Source organism: Nocardia sp. CS682, from assembly GCF_004634405.1.
In the GTDB taxonomy this organism is placed as follows: domain Bacteria; phylum Actinomycetota; class Actinomycetes; order Mycobacteriales; family Mycobacteriaceae; genus Nocardia; species Nocardia ninae.
Window position 1 is genome coordinate 8,457,736 of the sequence record NZ_CP029710.1, and the last position, 19,633, is coordinate 8,477,368.

Consider the following 19,633-nt stretch of genomic DNA (forward strand, 5'->3'; position numbering starts at 1 on the left):
AGGGATAGTGCTTAGATGTCTGCAGAAATGGCCCGTCGGACGGCCGACGAGATCAGTTTGTTTCTCACCGAAACACTCGGGGATCTATTGGACATTGCCACCGATGACGTCGCGCTGAGTGAGCCCTTCGCGAGTTTCGGGCTCACCTCGGCGGTGGCGCTGGTATTCGTGGGCAAGATTTCCACCTGGATGGGTAAACCACTCCCGCCGGATCTGCCCTGGGAGTATCCGACCGTGCACGCCCTGGCCGAAGGGCTCGCGGCGGCGCAGGACAGCACCGAACCGGTCGCGCCGGATGCCCGGGATCGGGAGCCCGAAGTCGGGGCGCGCCCGGTGCGGGACAACACCGCGCAGGAACCGGTGGCCATCATCGGCATCGGTTGCTCGTTCCCCGGCCTGCGCGGACCCGAGCAGCTGTGGGAAACCCTGTGGCACGGCCGGGAATTGGTCGGCGAAGCGCCGGACGCTCGGCACGACTGGCCGCCGTCCGGCGGCGCGCGCGGCGAGCGTCGCCGCGCCTGGTTCGGCGCCTTCCTCGACGACCCGTACGCGTTCGACGCCAACTACTTCGGCATCGGCGACGCCGAGGCCGCGGCGATGGACCCCCAGCATCGTCTGCTCGCGGAGACCGTGGCCGACGCCTTCGAGGACGCGGGCGTGCCGGTAGAACGGCTGGCCGGCACCTCGACCGGCACCTTCGTCGGCATCACCGCGGGCGACTACGCGCGCGGCATGGGCGAGGCCGCCGAGTCCGGGATGCCGATCGCCGCCGTCACCGGCAATGCCAGCAGCATCGCGGCAAACCGGCTGTCCTACCTCTACGACCTGCGCGGCCCGAGCGTCAGCGTGGACACCGCCTGCTCGTCGTCGCTGGTGGCCCTGCACATGGCGCTGCGCAGTCTGCACGACGGCGACTGCGATGTCGCCGTGGTCGGCGGGGTGAACATGACCCTCGACCCGCGGGTCACCGAGTCGCTGGCCGACGCGGGCATGATGGCCGCCGACGGGCGATGCAAGACCTTCGATGAGCGCGCCGACGGATATGTCCGCGGCGAGGGCAGTGCCGCCGTCGTACTGAAGCCTTTGGCGCAGGCCGAACAGGACGGCGATCGCGTGTACGCGGTGCTGCTCGGCTCCGCGATAAACCAGGACGGCCGTACCAACGGGCTGACCGCGCCCAGCTACCAGTCCCAGGTCGACGTGCTGCGCCGCGCCTATCGACGGGCCGGTGTGCACCCCGGCGACGTGCAGTACATCGAGGCGCACGGCACCGGCACCATCCTCGGCGACGCCATCGAGGCCCGCGCACTGGGCGCCGTCTTCGCCGAAAACCGCGGTAGCGAAGACAAATTCCTCGTCGGCTCGGCCAAGACGGTGGTCGGCCACCTGGAGGCCGCCGCGGGCATCACAGGGCTGGTGAAAACCGCCTTGGCGCTGCACCACGGGCAGGTGCCCGCAAACCTGAACTTCGAATCGCCGAGCAAGCACATCGCTTTCGATGAGCTGCCGTTCGACGTGCCTGCGGCGAACCAGGATTGGCCGCACCGCAGCGGGCGGGCGCTGGCCGGCGTGAGCTCCTTCGGCTTCGGCGGCACCAACGCGCACGCCGTCCTGACCGGCCCGCCCGCACCGGCGGCACGCCCTGCGGCAACCGAGAAGCCATACCTGGTCAGCATTTCCGGCCGCAGCGAGCAATCGACGCTCGACCTGGTCGACAGCTGGATCGACATGCTGCGCGACGGCACGGCAGCGCCGATCGCCGAACTGGCGCAGACCTCGACCGCGCGCCGGGCCCAGCATCCGTACCGGGTGGCCGTCGCCGCGCGGGACCACGCGGACCTGGCCGAGCAGCTCACCGCCATCTCCGGCGGTTCGCTGCCGCTCGGCGCCGCCGCGGGCCGGGTGCCGCGCAGTGGGCCTGGCAAGGTGGGCTTCGTCTTCACCGGCCAGGGCAACCAGTGGGTCGGCATGGGACGCAAGCTGATTCGGCACCAGCCGGTATTCCGTGACGCCTTGCTCGCGGTCGATCGCGAGTTGCGCGTCGAACTCGGCTGGTCCACCTTCGCCGTGCTCGATCGGGGCCGGGACGAGGAGGCTCTCGCCGACACCGGCACGGCGCAGCCGGTGCTGTTCGCCCTCCAGGTCGCCCTTGCGACGCTGTGGCAATCGTGGGGGATCACCCCCGCCGCCGTGGTAGGACACAGCGTCGGTGAGGTCGCCGCCGCACACGTCAGCGGTGCGATCGATCTGCGGACCGCGGCACAGATCATCGCGGCTCGGGCCAAAGCTACTGCGCGCCTTCGCGACAACGGCTGCATGGCCGTGGTCAACCTGCCCGCCGCGGAACTCGAACTGCCGCAACGGGTCTACCTCGCCGGCACCAATGGACCGAAGTGGACGCTGATCTCGGGCAACACGAGTGCCGTCGACGGCTTCCTGGCCCGGCTGGACGGCGAGCAGGTGATGACCCGCCGCCTGCCCGGCCGCTACGCCTTCCACTCGCCGCTGATGCGCGACTGCCTGCCGGAATTCGCGGCGGACATGCCGTGCATCCAACCCCGCGAGGGCAGCATCCCGTTCTTCTCGACGGTCACCGGCGGCCGGGTCGACGGCGCGCAACTGAACGGCCTCTACTGGACCGACCAGGTGGTGCGCCCGGTGCAGTTCGCGGAGGCGGTGGGCGCCATGATCGACGCCAACGTCGGCTCGTTCCTCGAGATCGGCCCGCACCCCGCGCTCAACGGCATGCTGAAAAGCCTGCTCCGCCACCATGACCGGGCCGGGGTCGCGGTGCCGTCGCTGGTCCGCGACGTGGACGACCTCTCGGTGATGCTGGCCGCCCTCGGCGAACTGCATGTCCGCGGGCACGAGGTGCGCTGGGCGGGCGTGGACGCGGTGCGGCGGCCGCAGGCCCGGTTGCCGTTGTATCCGTTCGAGCGCAAGTCGTATCGGATCGTCGGCGGCGTGCCGAGCGTCGACGCCGCCCCCGTGTCGCGCGCGACGACGGATCTGTTCACCGCCGACGTCGACTACGTCGCGCCGCGTACCGAATACGAGCAGGTGGTCGCCGAGATGTGGGCCGAGCTGCTCGGTCTGGAGCAGGTCGGCGTGTTCGAGAACTTCTTCCGCATCGGCGGGCATTCGCTGGCCGCCACCCAGTTCGTTCGCAGACTCCGCGAACTCTTCGAGATCGAGTTCGCGCTCCGGCGCATGTTGCAGGAGCCGACCGTGGCCCAGGTGGCCGCGGCGCTGGAGGAGCTGATGGTCGAACAGGCCGATGCCGCCCTTTTGGAGAGCGATCATGAACTCACCGGCTAGCAGCCTGGCGTTGGCGCGCCTGCGGGAACGCCGCGCCGCGGGCATCTCCACCACCACCGTTCCGCTGCGCGAGGGCGCGGGGCCGTTCCCGGTGACGCCCGCCCAGCGTGGCATCTGGCTGCACGAGCAGCTGGCCGGTCACGCCGCGATCTACCATGTGCCGCTCGGCATTCGGATCACCGGACCGCTCGATGTCGCGGCACTGCACGCGGCCGCCGACGCGGTGACCCACCAGCAGCATGCCTTCCGCACGGTCTTCAAGGAGGCGCCGGATGGCCTGCGGGCCGAGGTCGTCGAGGCCACGGGCGCCGACTGGCAGACGCCCGACCTGCGCTTGGTACCCGCGAAGGCGCGGGCGGCGGCGGTCGATCAGCTGCTCGAATCCCTCGCAGGCGCCCCGTTCGACCTGGCGGCCCGGCCGCCGGTGCGGTGGGCGCTGATCCGGCTGGCCGAGCAGGAGTGGATCCTCGCAGTCGTCGCGCACCACCTCGTGCTGGACGGATTGTCGATCGCACTGCTGATCGATCAACTGTGGGCGGCCTACGGCGCCGCCCGGCACGACGCGGAGAGCATCCTGCCCGTTCCGCCGCGTCAATACGCCGACTACGCCGTGTGGAGTGCCGAACATGCCGCGCCCGCAACGCAAGCGGCGGCGGTCGAACGCCGGGCCGCACTGTTGCGTGGCGCCCCGCCGCTGGACCTGTCCATCGGTCGCCGCCCGCGGCGCGTGGGCAACACCGGTGCGCGCGTCGAGACGTCGTTCCCTCGACAGGTGACCGACGCTGTCCGCGCGTGTGCCGCGGCCAACGGTGTGCCACCGTTCGTGCTCCTGTTGGCCTGCTACGAACTGACTTTGGCGCACCGCACCGGCCAGCGTGACTTCTGCGTCGGCATCCCGATGGCGGCCCGCCCGTACACCGAGCTCGCGAAAACCATCGGGCACTTCGTCAACACCGTCCCGGTCCGCGCCGATCTCGCGACCGGGCAGACCTTCCGCGAGCTGCTGCACCGCACCCGCGACACCGCGATGGCGGCCTACGACGACGAGACCGTCCCGTTCGAGCAGATCGTCGAGGCCGTCGGCGGACCGTGGGATCCGGCCTTCAGCCCGATCTTTCAGACCCTGTTCGTGCAGCAGGTGCTGGAGCGCCCCGATCTGAGCGAGTGGGGCCTGACCGTCGAATGGCACACCATCGACACCGGCGCCACCCTCTACGACCTGGTCATGCACGTCGCCGAGACCGGCTCGGAGCTGGTCTGCCACCTGACCTACAACGCGAAGCTGCTCAATGCGGCGGCGGCAGCCGACCTGGCCCAGGACTTCCTGACCCTCGCCGCCGCGGCGGCCACCGCACCGGAAACCCCGGTCGATGACCTGCTCGCCGCACTGCCGGTGCGTGAGTACACGATGAACGACGAAGCGGCCGAGACGGATTCGGCCGAATCCGCAGAGGTCGCTTTCGAGGCCCCGATCGGCGAGCGGGAAACCCGCCTCGCGGCCCTCTGGGCACAGGCGCTCGAGCGCACCGACATCGGCCGCCACGACGACTTCTTCCTGCTCGGCGGCACCTCCCTCGCGGCAACCAGGGTGATCTCCCAGATCCTCGACGAGTTCGGCGTAAGTGTCTCGCTGCGTGAGCTTTTCGAGAGCCCGACGATCGTGACGGCCGCCCGGCTGATCGAATCGGCGTCCGCGGAGCAGGATTCGCTGCCACCGCTGCAGGCCGCGCCGCGCGCGGACGGCGAGCTGCTTGCCGTGTCCTACGCCCAGGAGCGCCTGTGGTTCCTGGAGACCCTGGACCCCGGCAACGCCACCTACATCATGCCCGGCGGCCTGCGGCTGCGCGGTGAGCTCGACGTCGCCGCGGTGGAGCAGGCCCTCGCGCTGGTGGAACAGCGGCACGAGGTGCTGCGCAGCGTGTACCGGACCACCGAGGACGGTCAGCTGCGTCAGGTGGTCCGCCCGCATTCGGCACGGCCGCTGGAGTTCACGGATCTCAGCACCTTGCCACCCGAGCAGCGCGGCGACGCCGAGGCCGAGCTCGCGGCGAGCATCTACCGTGCCCCGTTCGATCTGGCCGAGGGCCCGGTCTGGCGCTACCACCTGATCAAGTCGGCCCCGAACGAGTATTTTCTGGCCATCGCGCTGCATCACATCGTCTGTGACGGCTGGTCCGTTGCCGTACTGAGCCAAGAGGTTTCGGCACATTACCGCGCAGCGGTCGCCGGCCTGGCCGCGCCGCTGCCGCCGCTGGTGGTGCAGTACGCGGACTACGCGGCCTGGCAGCGCGGCAATGCCGACCGGCTCGACGGGCAACTGGAGTTCTGGCGCAGCGAACTGGCCGACCCGACGGTCACCGAGATCCCCGGCGACCGGCCACGGCCGGCCCGGCGCACCTCCCGCGGCGCGGTCGCGCGGCTGGCGGTCGACCCGCAGGTGATGGCCGAGGTCAGGGCGCTCGCCGCCCGCAGCGGCGTCACCACCTTCGCGGTGCTGCTCGCCGCCTTCTACACGATGCTGAATCGGTATACCCGCCAACAGGATCTGATCGTGGCCTCGCCGATCGCCGGACGCACCCGGTCGGCGGTGGAACCACTGGTCGGCTGCTTCCTCAACACCTTGGCACTGCGGACCGAGGTCGATCCGGAAGAAACCTTCACCGCACTGGTGGCCCGCGTCGGCAAGACGGTCCTGTCCGCACATGCCAACCAGGACTTGCCGTTCGAGAAGGTCATCGAGGCAATGGTGCCGACCAGGGACATGAGCCGCACCCCGCTGGCCCAGGTCATGTTCAACTACTTGAACACGCCGCCACCGTCTCTCGATATGGCCGACCTCGAGGTCGAGCTCGTCGATGCCCCTCGCACGACGGCCAAGATGGACTTCGATCTCACAGTCGACGAGACCGACGGCCCGACCAAGCTGACCCTGGAATACAGCGCCGACCTCTACGACGCACCGACCGCCGTTCGGGCACTGCGGCATTACGCGACGGCGCTCGCCAGCATCGTGGCGGAACCCGATCAGCGCGTCGGTGCGATCGGCCTCGCGGACCCGGACGAGGCTGTCGCCGAGGCGGTCTGGGCACTGCCGGGTACCGCGATGGTGCCCGAGGCGGCGCCGGACGAGCTGTTGATCGACCGGCTGGACACCGTGATCGACCTGCGCGGCAGCGCCCCGGCCTTGCGTGCGGGCGAGCACAGCACGAGCTTCGCCGAGCTCGACGCGATCACCGCGGTCATCGCCAAGAAGCTGATCGGCGCAGGCCTCGACGGCAGCCGCGTCGCGCTGCTCTACGACCACACGCCGGAGAGTTTCGTCGCCGTCTGGGCGGCCCTGCGCGCAGGCGTCGCCTACGTCCCGCTCGACCCGCGCGCGCCGCAGGCCCGGCTGGTCGAGATCATGGAGGAGGCCGACGTCTCCGCGCTGCTGTGCGATCCGTCGCTGGCGGAGCTGGGCCGTTCGATCGCCGGTGGGGCGCACGTCTTCCCGGTCTCCGGGCGTGCCGAACCGGACCCCGCCGTGAGCACGATCCTCACCAACGACCTGTCGACCTGGGCGAAATCCCACATCAGCGCCGACGACCTCGCCTACATCCTGCACACGTCCGGCTCGACCGGCCGCCCGAAAGGCGTGGCGCAGAGCCGCGGTAACGCGCTGGCCCACGCGGTCACCTATGCACGGCGACTGCGCATCGGTCCGGACGACGTCGTGGCCGCGCCCGCCCGCTACACCTTCGACGCGGGCGTGCTGAACTCGTTCGGCGCCGCGGTGGCGGGGGCCGAGCTGTACGTGATCGACCCGCATCTGTTCGGCCCCGCGGGCCTGCGCGAGGAGATCGAACGCGCCGGGGTCACCGTGCTGCACTGCACCCCAACACTTTTCCGCTACCTGCTGAGCGACACCGACGGGCCGTGGGTACCCGCCGACCTGCGCTTGGTCGCGCTCGGTGGCGAAGAGGTGGTCCGCGGCGACGTCGTCGACTTCGGCAAGCACTTCACACCGGCCTGCCGACTGGTGAGCCTGTATGGGCCGTCCGAATGCTCGGTCGCCTTGCAGCACATCATCACTCCCGAGGACGCGGACCGCGCCGGGGTGCCGATCGGGCACCCGGTGGAGGGCGTCGAGGTGGACCTGGTCGACGAAAGTGGCCGCCCCACGGAGGTTTACGGTGAGATCGCCCTGCGCAGCTCGCACGTGGCCATCGGCTATTGGAGCCGGCCGGAACTCACCGAGAAGGTCTTCGGCACCGGCTCCGACGGCACTCCGTACTACCGGACCGGCGACCTGGCGCGGCGGTTGCCCGACGGCACACTGGTGTTCGTCGGCCGCAAGGACCGGCAGGTCAAGATTCGCGGCCACCGGGTGGAACCGGGTGAGGCCGAGACCTTCCTGCGGTCGCACTCGACGGTCGGCGAGGCGGCGGTGGTGCTGGACACCGCGGCCGACGTGCCGCGGCTGGTCGCCTACCTCACCCAGGACGGCCCGCTGGAGCCCGACTACTTGGAGCTGTCGGCGTTCCTGCGTACTCGGTTGCCGGACTACATGATTCCGTCGGCCTACATGGTCCTCGACAACCTGCCGCGCGGCCTCACCGGCAAGCTCGACCGCGCCGAGCTGCCGAAGATCGCCCCGGCCGCCGCACCGGTGTTCACCCCGCCGGGGACCGAGCTGGAGCGGATCGTCGCCGAGGTGTGGGCGCAGGTGCTCGACCGCGAGGTCGGCCTCGGGCAGAACTTCTTCGACCTCGGCGGCCATTCGCTGGCGCTGGCCAGGGTGCGTGGCCTGCTCGAGCGCCGCCTCGGCGTGGAACTGGCGATGACCGACCTGTTCGCCGCACCGACCGTCGACGGGCTGGCGAAGGCGCTGGCCGGGCGAGCGGCCCCGCAGGATGACACGGACCGGGGACAGGACCGCCGCGCGGCCGCGGCCCGCCGCCGGGCACACCGCCAGGCCACCGAGACCCGGCCCGACAGCGTTGGGAGCCAGCGATGACCCACGACGACAGCGAGTTCCGGATCGCGGTGATCGGCATGGCGTGCCGCTTCCCCGACGCGGACACCGTCACCGAGTACTGGCGCAACCTGTGCGAGGGCCGCGAATCGGTGCGCCCGCTCGCGCCGGAGGCCATGCCCGCCGACCCGCCCGCCGGTTACGTGCACGCGGGCGCGCTACTCGCCGACGCCGACAAGTTCGACGCGGAGTTCTTCGAAATGACCCCGCGCGAAGCGCAACTCACCGACCCGCAGCATCGCCTGTTCACCCTGTGCGCGTGGGAGGCCCTCGAGGACGCCGGGCACATCGCGGCCGAAAATCCCACGCCGGTCGGCGTTTTCGCGGGCGCCGGCCTCAGCACCTATCTGCTGCGCAACCTGGTCGGGCACGCGAGCGTGTTCCAGAGCCCCAGCTCGCAGCTGCACGCGTTGCACGGCAACGCCTCCGACTACATGGCCACCAAGGTGTCCTACAAGCTGAACCTGACCGGGCCGAGCGTCGCCGTGCAGACGGCGTGTTCCACGTCGCTGGTCGCCGTGCACCAGGCCGCGCAGGCGCTGCTCGACTTCCAGTGCGACGTAGCGCTGGCGGGCGGTGCCAGCGTGCAGGTGCCGCAGGAGGCCGGCTACATCTACGAGGAAGGCTCGATCCTCTCCCCGGACGGTCACTGCCGGGCGTTCGACGCAGACGCGGGCGGCACCGTCTTCGGTTCGGGTGTCGGCGTTGTCGTGCTCAAGCGGCTCACCGACGCGATCGCCGACGGCGACCACATCCACGCCGTCATCCTGGGCTCCGCGGTGAACAACGACGGCGCCAACAAGATCGGCTACACCGCCCCCGGCATCGCGGGCCAGCGCGCCGTCATCCGGGAGGCGTTGTCGGCGGCCGGCATCGGCGCCGACACCATCGGCTACGTCGAGGCGCACGGCACCGGAACCAAACTCGGCGACCCGATCGAGGTGTCGGCGCTGAGCGCGGCATACCGCGAGCACACCGATGCGACGCAGTACTGCGCGCTCGGCTCGGTGAAAGCCAATGTCGGCCATCTCAATTCGGCGGGCGGCGTCGCGGGATTTATCAAGGCCGTGCTCGCCGTGCGCGAGGGGCGCATTCCGGCGAGTTTGCATTACACCCGACCGAATCCCGAAATAGATTTCGCGGCGAGCCCGTTCTTCGTCAACACCGAACTGCGGACCTGGCCCGACGACGTGCGCCGGGCAGGCGTCAGCGCCTTCGGTATCGGCGGCACCAACGCCCATGTGATCGTGGAGCAGCCGCCGACGCAAAAACCAGCCGCCGTGCAACCCGGACCGCGCGCACTGTTGATCTCGGGCCGTACCGCCCGGGACGCCGACCGCATCGCTGCCCGGCTCGGCGAGCACCTGCGCGGCACCGACGCGGAGCTGGCATCGGTCGCACACACTTTGGCGCACGGCCGCCGTACCTTCCCGCATCGCCGCATGGTCGTGGCGAGCACCACCGAAGAGGCCGCAGCCACGCTCGGTAAGCCCGCGGCAGGGGAGGCCATACCGTCCCCCGCACTCGCCTGGTTGTTCCCCGGCCAGGGTGTCGCACTGGGCACCGCCGTCCTCGAACTCGCCGCGAGCATCCGGCAATTCGGCGACCGATTCCGCGAATGCGCGGACATCCTGCGCGACCGCGCCGACTTCGACCTGGAGTCCGCGGTACGCACCGGCGACGGCACCGAACAGACTCAGGTCGCGTTGTTCGCGGTCGAATACGCACTGGCTGAGATGTGGCGCGAGTTCGGCGCCGAACCACGGGAACTGCTGGGCCACAGTCTCGGCGAGCTGGTCTGCGCCACCCTCGCGGGCGTCTTCGAGCTGCCCGACGCGCTGGCCCTGGTGGTCGAGCGGGGCCGGATCATGGCGGCGGCACCGCCCGGCGGCATGCTCGCCGTCTCCAAGGGCGTGGACGTCATCGCGGCTCGCCTGCCGGAGGACGTGTGGCTCGCCGCCGACAACTCCGCCACGCGTTGCGTCGTCGCCGGCGCACCCGCGCCGCTGTTCCGTTTGGCCGGTGAGCTGTCGGAGGAGGGTGTCCCGAACTCGCTGTTGCCCGTCGGGCACGCGTTCCACACGCCGCTCATGGACGAGGCCGCGGCCCGCTTCGCGGAGCTCGTGCGTGGCGTGCCGCGGCAGGCTCCGCAGGTCCCGTTCTGGTCCAACGTCACCGGCGCGCCGATCACCGCCGAGCAGGCGGTGGACCCCGCTTACTGGGCTCGGCAGATGACCAGCACGGTGCGCTTCCGGGAGGCCGCCATCGGGTTGGTCGGCAGGCACCAGGGGACGGTCGCGCTGGAGGTCGGCCCGGGCAAGTCGCTGGTCTCGTTCCTGCGCACCGCCGATCGGGCGGCGGCGACGGTCGGCAGCCTCGGCACGGGCTCGGCCGAGTCCGCGACCGTGGACGCGGCGGCGCGACTCTGGTTGTCCGGTGTCACGGTCGATTTCGACGCCATCTACGGCGGCGAGACACCGGCCACCGTCAGTTTGCCGACGTATCCCTTTGCCCTCAAACGCTATTGGGTCGACCCGCCGGAAGCAGTACCCACCCGGCGCTTCGGCACCGAGCGACCCGCCCCGGCGCCGCCGGTGACAAGCGACGACACCGCAGCAGACGACGAGGACGACTTCGTGGTCTCGGTGCGTAACCGGGTCGTCTCGGTGTGGTGCGCGGCGCTGGGTGTCGAGCAGATCGCCCACGACGCGAATTTCTTCGAGGCGGGCGGCGATTCGCTGCTCGCGGTGCACGTGGCGACCCAGCTGCGCGCCGTCTTCCCGTTGGAACTCGCCCTCGGCGAGCTGTTCGCCGCGCCGACGGCCGCGGGGATGGCCGACACCATCGCCGCACATCTGATGCAGCGGTTGGACGAACTGTCCGACAGCGAGGTCGAGCAACTGCTCGAGCAGCCGGGGGCGGCCGAAGAACGGAGCAACAATGCCTGAACTCGTCGATTCGGGAGCGTCGCGCCGCGCGTTGCTGCGCCGCTGGGCCGCCGGTGGTACGCCGCGGGCGGGCATCCCGCGCCGCCCCGATCCGACTGCCGCCGCGCCGCTTTCGGCCGCGCAGCAGCGGATCTGGTTCCTGGAGCAGCTGTTCCCGGATCGGGCGACCTACACCATGCCGCTGGCGCTGCGCCTGCGCGGCCACCTCGACGTCGCGGCCCTGCAGGGCGCGCTGTCGCTGGTCGTGGCCAGGCACGAGTCGCTGCGCACCAGCATCGAAGTGCGCGACGGTGTTCCGGTGCAGGTGGTCGGGCCGGTGGCCCCGCTGCCGATGACCATGGTGTCCCCGGCGCAGCTGGATCCGCAGCAGCCGCTCGCCGACGCGATCGCGCAGGTAGAGCAGTTCAGCCGGACGGTGTTCGACCTTTCCGGTCAGCTGGTGGAGGTGCTGCTGGTGCGGTTGAGCGAGGACGATTCGATCTTCGCGGTCGCGATGCACCACATCATCTCCGACGGCTGGTCGCTCGGGGTGTTCGCCACCGAACTGATGTCGGCCTACGCCGATCTGACCGCGGGCAGGCACCAGCCCGAACTGCCCGCTCTACCACTGCAATACCCCGACTACGCGACGTGGCTCCAGGATCTCGCCCAGCAGGACAAGTTCGGCGCCGACCTCGACTACTGGCGCGGCGTGCTCGGCGACGAACCGCCGCTGGTCACCTTCCACCCCGACCGCCCGCGCGCGCTCGAGCCGGACAACCGCGGTGCCAGAGTGCCGTTCACCATCCCGGCGCCGGTGCTGTCGGGGCTGCGGCACCTCGCCGACGAGGTCAGGGTGAACGATCGCCCGGCCACCCTGTTCATCGCGCTGATGGCGGGATTCAAAGCGCTGCTTCGCTATTACACCGGCGCGGAGGACATCACCGTCGGCACGCCGATCGCGGGCCGCAACCGGCCGGAGATCGAGCCGCTCATCGGGTTCTTCGTCAACGCGCTCGCCCTGCGGACGGATCTGTCCGGTGCGCCGACCTTCCGCGAGCTGCTCGCCAGGGAACAGCGTGTCGTCTTCGACGCGTTCGACCACCAGGAGGCGCCGTTCGACCTCGTCGTCGAGCATGTGCGGCCCGATCGGGAACTCAGCCACTCGCCGCTGTTCCGCACGGCCGTCGTGCTGCAGAACACCGCGCTCCCGGAACTCGCGATCCCCGGCCTCAGCGCCGAATACGTCGAAGTCCATTCGGGCACAACCAAATTCGACGTTCTGGTGACCCTGCGCCAGGTCGGCGCGGAACTCGTCGGCGCCTTCGAATACGACGTCGACCTCTACGACGAGCCCACCGTCGCCGCCATCGCCCGGCACTTCGTCGCCCTGCTCACCGCCGTGGTCGCCGAGCCCGACACCGCACTGCCGGAGCTGGACTTCCTCGAGCCGGCCGAGCGGGAACGCGCGCTGGCCGCGGCATTGCCCAGTGAGCCCGCCACCGAGCCCGCCCGGACGCTGCACGAACTCTTCGCGGCACAGGCGATCCAGACCCCGGACGCGGTGGCGCTCACCTTCGGCGACAGCGCATTGAGCTACGCCGAACTGGCGGCCGCCGCCGATCGGCTGGCGCGGCGCCTGCGTGCCCGCGGTGTCGGCCGTGGCTCGTTCGTCGGCATCCACCTCGAGCGGTCCGCCGAGGTGGTCGTCGCGATCCTCGCGGTGCTGCGGGCCGGCGCCGCCTATGTGCCGCTCGACCCGATGTATCCGGCCGACCGGATCGAGTTCATGATCGCGGATTCCGGTGCGCGGCTGGTGATCAGCCACAGCTCGCTGGTCTCGGCGCCGGAATCGGGGCCCGAGCTGCTGCTCATCGACCAGTCACCGGACGAGACCGTGCCCGATCTGCCGTTGGCGACGGCCGAACCGCACGACCCGTGCTACGTGATCTACACCTCGGGCTCGACCGGCGTCCCCAAGGGTGTGGTCATCGAGCACGCCAACGTGGTTCGCCTGTTCGCCACCACCCGGCGCTGGTACGACTTCGGCCCGCAGGACGTGTGGACGATGTTCCACTCGTACTCGTTCGACTTCGCCGTCTGGGAGATGTGGGGCGCGCTGCTGTACGGCGGCCGATTGGTCGTGGTTCCCGGCTCGGTCAGCCGGTCCACCGCGGAGTTCGCCGAACTACTTGCGCGCGAACAGGTCACGGTGCTCAACCAGACCCCGTCGGCGTTCACCCAACTGCTGCGTGCGCTGGAGAACGCGCCGGGCATGGAGCTGTCGGTGCGCTGGGTGATCTTCGGTGGCGAAGCGCTCGATCTGTCCACGCTCACACCATGGTTCGACCGCTACGGCGAGTCCGCGCGGTTGGTGAACATGTACGGCATCACCGAGACGACCGTGCACGTCACCTATCGCGAGCTCACCCGCGCGGATGTGGTGTCGGCCGCGGGCAGCCTGATCGGTGTTCCACTGCCCGATCTGGGCGTGCTGATCGTCGATCCGGCGGGGCGCCCGGTGCCCGATGGTGTGGCGGGGGAGATGCTGGTCGCCGGCCCCGGCGTCGGGCGCGGCTACCTGAACCGTGACGACCTCACGGCGGAGCGTTTCGTGGCAAGCCCGGTGCTCGGCGGACGCCGGGTCTACCGGACCGGTGATCTCGCCCGCCGCAGGGCCGACGGCGACCTCGAATACCTCGGCCGGATCGATCAGCAGGTCAAGGTGCGTGGCTTCCGCATCGAACTCGGCGAGATCGAGGCCGCGATCACCGCACACCCCGGCGTCGACCAGTCGGTGGTGCTGGCGCGCAAGGACACCGGCGGAAACCTGTCCCTGGTCGCCTATTTCACGCCGGGTGATGCGGCCGCCGACGCGGCCGAGGCGGAACAGGATCAGGTCGCCAACTGGCAGATCGTCTTCAACAGCACCTACCGCCAAGGGCACGACGGTGCCGCCGATTTCGATATCTCCGGCTGGAACGACTCCTACACCAACGCCGCCATCCCCGAGGAGCACATGCGGGAATGGGTCGAGGCCACCGTGGCCGCGGTGCGTACGCTCGCCCCGCAGCGCGTCCTCGAAATCGGCTGCGGCACCGGCCTGTTGCTGTCTCGGCTCGCACCGCAGTGCGCGGTCTACGACGCCACCGACGTCTCCGCCTCGGCCATCGAGAACGTGCGGATCAAGATCGTCGCGGGCAACCGGGACCTCGAGCACGTCCGGCTGGACCTGTGTGCCGCCGACGAACTGCCCTACGACGTCGCGGGCCCGTACGACCTCATCCTGATCAACTCGGTGGTGCAGTACTTCCCGAGCGCCGACTACCTGACCCGGGTACTGGACTCGGTGGCCGGCCTGCTCGCCCCCGAAGGGGTGCTGTTCGTCGGCGACGTCCGCGACCTCACGCTCAGCGAGTCGTTCCACGCGACCGTAGAGGCGACCAACGCGCCGTCCGCCGGTGCCGCCGAGCTCGCGCCTGCCGTGCGCGCCGCGCTCGACCGGGACGCCGAATTGGTGATCGCGCCAAAATATTTCGAGGACTTCGTGGCTGCGCACCCCACGCTGACCGGCTCCAGGATCCGGCTCAAGCGCGGCGAGCACCTCAACGAGATGTCCCGATTCCGGTATGACGCGGTGCTGTACGCGGGCGAGCGCGGGCTACCGGTGCGGCCGAAACTGCTCGACGCATCGACGACGCCGCAGCAGCTGGCGGACCTGCTCGAGCGCGACCGCCCCGCGGCGGTGCTGATCGCCGATGTCCTCGACGCACGGGTGGCCGGGCCACTGGCGGTGGTCGCCGAGTTGCAGCGTGGCCGGGCCGGTGCGGGCCAGATCCGTGCCGCCCTCGCCGATTCCGGTGGCGTGAGCCCGGAGGACTACCTGGCCCTCGCCGATCGGCTGCCGTACCGCTTCGAGGCGCTGCGCCGCCCCGGCGGCCGGTACGACGTCGTGGTGACCGGCTGGGAGGTCCCCTTGCCGTCCATCCCGGCGGCCCGCGACGCCGAATGGCCGGACGATCTGGTCATCTCGGATCCGTTGCGCGTCAAGGCACGTGATGACCTGGTCGTCGATGTGCGTGCGCACCTGGCCCGGCGACTGCCGCAGCACATGGTGCCCGCCGCGGTGCTCGTGCTGGACGAATTCCCGTTGACCACCAACGGAAAGCTGGATCGTCGCGCACTGCCCGCCCCGGTCCTGCGCCGCAACACCTTGGAGTACGAGCCGCCGCGCACCCCGCTCGAACAGCGGGTCGCGGGCGTCTTCGCCCACGTCCTCGGCATCCCGCGGGTGGGCCGCGAGGACAACTTCTTCGACCTCGGCGGCCACTCGCTGCTCGCGGCGCAGCTGATCCTGCGGCTGAAACAGACCTTCGGCGAGGACATTCCGCTGGGCTCGCTGTTCGCCCGGCCGACCGTGGCCGGCGTGGTGGCCCTGCTGGCCGGGGAGGCCGCGGCGGAGGAGACGATCGATCTCGAGGCCGAGGTGGCCACGGCGCTCGAATCGTGGCCCGCCGCACCGTGGACCGCCACCCCGCCCAGCACGGGCGAGGTGCTGCTCACCGGCGCGACCGGCTTCGTCGGCGCCTTCCTGCTCCATGAACTCTTGGCACGCACCGACTCTCGCGTGCATTGCCTGGTGCGGGCGGACAGCAAAGAAGAGGGGCTGGCGCGGTTGGCCGCCACCTTCGACAGCTACGAGCTGCCGCGCGCGGCGTTCGACCGGGTGATCCCGGTCCTCGGCGACCTGGCCGAGCCACGACTCGGGCTGTCCGAGAAGCAGTTCCTGCTGCTGGGGCGCACCATCGACGCGATCTACCACAACGGCGCGCAGGTGAACTTCGCGCTGCCGTACCGGGTGCTGGCGGCGGCCAACATCCAGGGCACCCAGGAGCTCATCACGCTGGCCCGAACCAGTGGTGCCCCATTGCATTTCGTGTCCTCGCTGTATGTGCTCGGTCCCGGCGACGCGGTCGACGGCCGGGTCGCGGCACCGCTGCCCGCCCAGGATCCCACCCAGCTGTCGCTCGGCTACCTGCAGAGCAAGTGGGTGGCCGAACGGCTGGTCACCGAGGCGGGCGAGCGCGGGCTGCCGGTGAGCGTGTTCCGGCTCGGCCGCATCGGCGGCGACAGCCGCACCGGCGCCTGCCAGACCAGCGACTTCTTCTGGCTGCTCGTCAAGGCCAGCCAGGAGGTGGGTCTCGCGCCGGAGGTGGACTTCGCCGTCGACCTGGCGCCCGCCGACTTCACCGGCGCGGCCATGGTCGAACTGGCCCGCAACGCCGAACCAGGCACGCACATCTACCACCTGCGCAACCCACAGCCGTGCACGTTCACCGACGCGATCGGCTGGCTGCGCGAAAGCGGCTGGCCGGTGCGCCTGGTCGCTCTCGACCAGTGGCGTGCCGCGATCGCCGCGCACGCCGCGAGCGCGGGCCCTGGATCGGCGTCCTTCAGCGTGTTGAGCCTGCTGAGCGCCAACGGCGGGCTCACCCCGCTGATCCAGTTCGACGTCGACCAGGCCGTCACCGCACTGGATCGGGTCGGCGTGCAGTGCCCGCCGGTCTCGCGTGACCTGTTCATCCGCTACCTGGATTACTTCCGCAAGGTCGGCTTCCTCGCCGCGCCGTCACCACAGGAGGTCGGAGTATGACCACAACACTGCTCACCGGGGGCGCGCTCGAGTACGACACCTTGGTGCGCGCGCTGACGAACCAGGCCGCGCGCCGACCGGATCGGGTCGCGTACAGCTTCCTGCACTACCCGGATTCATCGTCCCAGCACGGCGAGACCGAGTCGCTGACCTACGCCGAGATCGACCGTGCGGCAAGGGCATACGCGGCCACGCTGCTCCAGGTCGCGCGCCCCGGCGACCGCGCGGTGCTGCTGCTGCCGCCTGGCTTGGAGTACGTGAAGGCGTTCTTCGGCTGCCTCTACGCCGGGATCATCGCGGTGCCGCTGTATCCGCCGAGCGCGCACAACTCCAACGGGCGCATCGACGCGGTCTGTGTCGACGCCGACCCGGCCTGCCTGGTGACCATCGACGGTGCGCTGGCCAATGTGACTGCCTGGCTGGACAATTCGCCGACCGACACCACCCGCCTCATCGTGACCACCGGCGAGGTGGACGAGAAGCTGGCGATCGACTGGGAACCCGTGCTGGTGGACCGCGAGCAGATCGCTCTGCTGCAATACACCTCTGGCTCTACCCGCACGCCCGCCGGGGTGATGGTGCCGCATCGCGGACTGCTGGACAACGCCAGGCAGGTCTACGAAATGATGTACCACGTCGGCATCTCCGCCGACGAGGAGGTCGGTTTCGTCAGCTGGCTGCCGCTGTTCCACGACATGGGCCTGATGGTCGGGGTGATCATGCCGATCATCAACGGCCATGGCGTGGTGCAGATGTCGCCGACGTCGTTCCTGCGCAGGCCGCAGCGCTGGCTGCAGGCGATCAGCGACCACCCCGCGCAGGTCTTCGCGGCCTCGCCGAACGTCGGCTACGAGCTGTGCGCCGAACGTATCGGCCCCAAGGAGCTCGACGGCATCGACCTGAGCCGGTGGCGGTACGCCCTGTCCGGCGCGGAGCCGGTGCGGGTGAGCACCATCGAGAAATTCCATGCCGCCTTCGCCGACCACGGCCTGGCGCGCTCGACCCTGATCGCCGGGTACGGCCTGGCGGAGTCGACCCTGATCGTGTCGGTGAACTGGCGGACCCTGTCCGGCGTGCAGACGCTCACGGTGGACCGCGCGGCGCTCGCCTCGGGTCAGGTGGTGGTCGCGCAGGACGGCGCAAGCATCGTCAGCGGCGGTGCCGCGGCACCGGGCACCACCATCCAGATCGTGGATCCGGAGACCAGGGAGCCGCTGCCCGAGGACCGGCTCGGCGAGATCTGGGTCGCAGGCCCGGCCGTCTGCACCGGGTACTACAACCGGCCGGAGGAGACCGAGCACACCTTCCGCGGCGAACTCGCGCCGCGCGACGGCAAGTACTACCTGCGCACCGGCGACATCGGCTTCCTGCACGACGGCGAGGTCTATCCGACTACCCGGCTCAAGGACCTGATCATCATCGACGGCCGCAACTACTACCCGCCGGATCTGGAGGACGCCGCCGAGCAGGCACACCCCTTGGTGCTGCCCGGTCGCTGCTCGGCCTTCTCCGTCGAGGTCGGTGTGCAGGAGAAGATCGTGGTGCTGATCGAAGCCAGGATCCCCAGCGACGACGAAGCCACCGCGCAAGAACTGCGAAACTCGGTGCGCCAGGCCATCTTCACCATTCACGACGTCGGCGTGCACGAGGTGGTGCTGCTCGGCCCCGGCGCGATACCGCGCACGTCCAGCGGCAAGATCCAGCGTTCGGCCTCGCGCACCGCCTACCTCGACGGCACGCTCCGCTTGCCGGGTGCGAAGTGACCACCGCCCTCGCCCCGCACGGCGACAAGCTGACCTGCTTCACCGCGGCGTTGGCCAGCGCGCTCGTGGCCCGCGGCGAAACCCGGTGGTGGCGGCCGCTGCTCGCGGGCGGACCGACACTCGCGGTGAGCCCCGCCGAGGACGACCTGCTGCTGTTCGAGCACGACGCCACGCCGCCGCTGCCCGCCCTCGGCCTTCGGGTGAACGGCACGGACGACTGGGCAACGGCCTACCACGCCCTTGAAGAACAAGTGGCCGAGCGCGGCTCGGTGGTGCTGCTCGCCGACATCTTCCACCTGCCGTGGCAGCACGGTTACCAGCGCTGGCACGCCCCGCACTGGCTGGCCATCGTCGAGACTCTCGACGGCTGGGTGGTGGAGGATCCGCTCACGATGACCACCGAGCTCGGCAAGCAAGCCGGGCAACGGGTTCCGGTGCTCTCGGCGGCGGAGCTGCGCGACTGGTCGGTGGGCCTCGGCGCGGACGACACCGTCGCACTGCTGCGGGAACGGGCGATGGCCGGTTCCAACGCGATCCATGCCGGCCGGACCTACCGGTGGCTCGAATCCCATCCGGTCGCGCCACTATCGCCGCGCGAGGACCGTCTCGTCGGCGGCGACGCACTGGTGGCACTGGCCAGCCGCTACCAGTTCGCCGCGACACCCGACGATTTCACGCAGCTCGACGATCTATGGCAAGCACTCCGCCAGCGCGAACTGCTGCTGTGGGCGGCCGATCTCGATCCCGAGCTGCTCGATGCCGATGGTCGCGATCACTGGGAACGCGCGGTCACGCAATGGCGCAAGCTGCCGCCGCTGCTGATGCACGCCCGGATGCGCGCCGCCGCGGGCCGCACCGCGCACACCGCACATATCGCCGAAACGTTGCTGTCACTAGCCGAATTCGAAGGCAAGCACCTGGCCTTCGCGCACCGTCCCCGCACGGAGGGGGAGTAGTC

6 protein-coding genes are annotated in these 19,633 nt (G+C 70.2%); all 6 read left to right on the forward strand.

Going from position 1 to position 19,633, the window contains the following annotated elements; genetic code table 11:
- Positions 1 to 15: 15 nt before the first annotated feature.
- From DMB37_RS38255 to DMB37_RS40865, 6 genes are read left to right on the forward strand one after another with little or no spacing between them, the layout of a single operon-like run.
- Positions 16 to 3,318 (forward strand): type I polyketide synthase, encoded by a 3,303-nt coding sequence (locus tag DMB37_RS38255; protein WP_135236893.1) that lies wholly within the window; start codon positions 16 to 18, stop codon positions 3,316 to 3,318.
- Positions 3,302 to 8,314 (forward strand): condensation domain-containing protein, encoded by a 5,013-nt coding sequence (locus DMB37_RS38260; RefSeq protein ID WP_167769064.1) that lies wholly within the window; start codon positions 3,302 to 3,304, stop codon positions 8,312 to 8,314. The genes DMB37_RS38255 and DMB37_RS38260 overlap by 17 nt, the downstream gene beginning before the upstream one ends.
- A complete protein-coding gene (locus DMB37_RS38265) occupies positions 8,311 to 11,280 on the forward strand; it encodes a type I polyketide synthase (protein WP_135236895.1) in 2,970 nt (989 codons plus the stop codon). The genes DMB37_RS38260 and DMB37_RS38265 overlap by 4 nt, the downstream gene beginning before the upstream one ends.
- Positions 11,273 to 16,912, forward strand: coding sequence for a non-ribosomal peptide synthetase (locus DMB37_RS38270; protein ID WP_135236896.1), 5,640 nt, complete (start codon positions 11,273 to 11,275; stop codon positions 16,910 to 16,912). Before DMB37_RS38265 ends, DMB37_RS38270 begins: the two co-directional genes overlap by 8 nt.
- On the forward strand, positions 16,909 to 18,675 hold the full coding sequence (locus DMB37_RS38275) for a fatty acyl-AMP ligase (RefSeq protein ID WP_135236897.1): 1,767 nt from the start codon (positions 16,909 to 16,911) through the stop codon (positions 18,673 to 18,675). The genes DMB37_RS38270 and DMB37_RS38275 overlap by 4 nt, the downstream gene beginning before the upstream one ends.
- The gene (locus DMB37_RS40865) at positions 18,672 to 19,631 is read left to right on the forward strand and encodes a BtrH N-terminal domain-containing protein (protein WP_167769065.1); all 960 of its coding nucleotides are present in this window, start codon (positions 18,672 to 18,674) and stop codon (positions 19,629 to 19,631) included. The genes DMB37_RS38275 and DMB37_RS40865 overlap by 4 nt, the downstream gene beginning before the upstream one ends.
- The last annotated feature ends 2 nt before the right edge of the window (positions 19,632 to 19,633 follow it).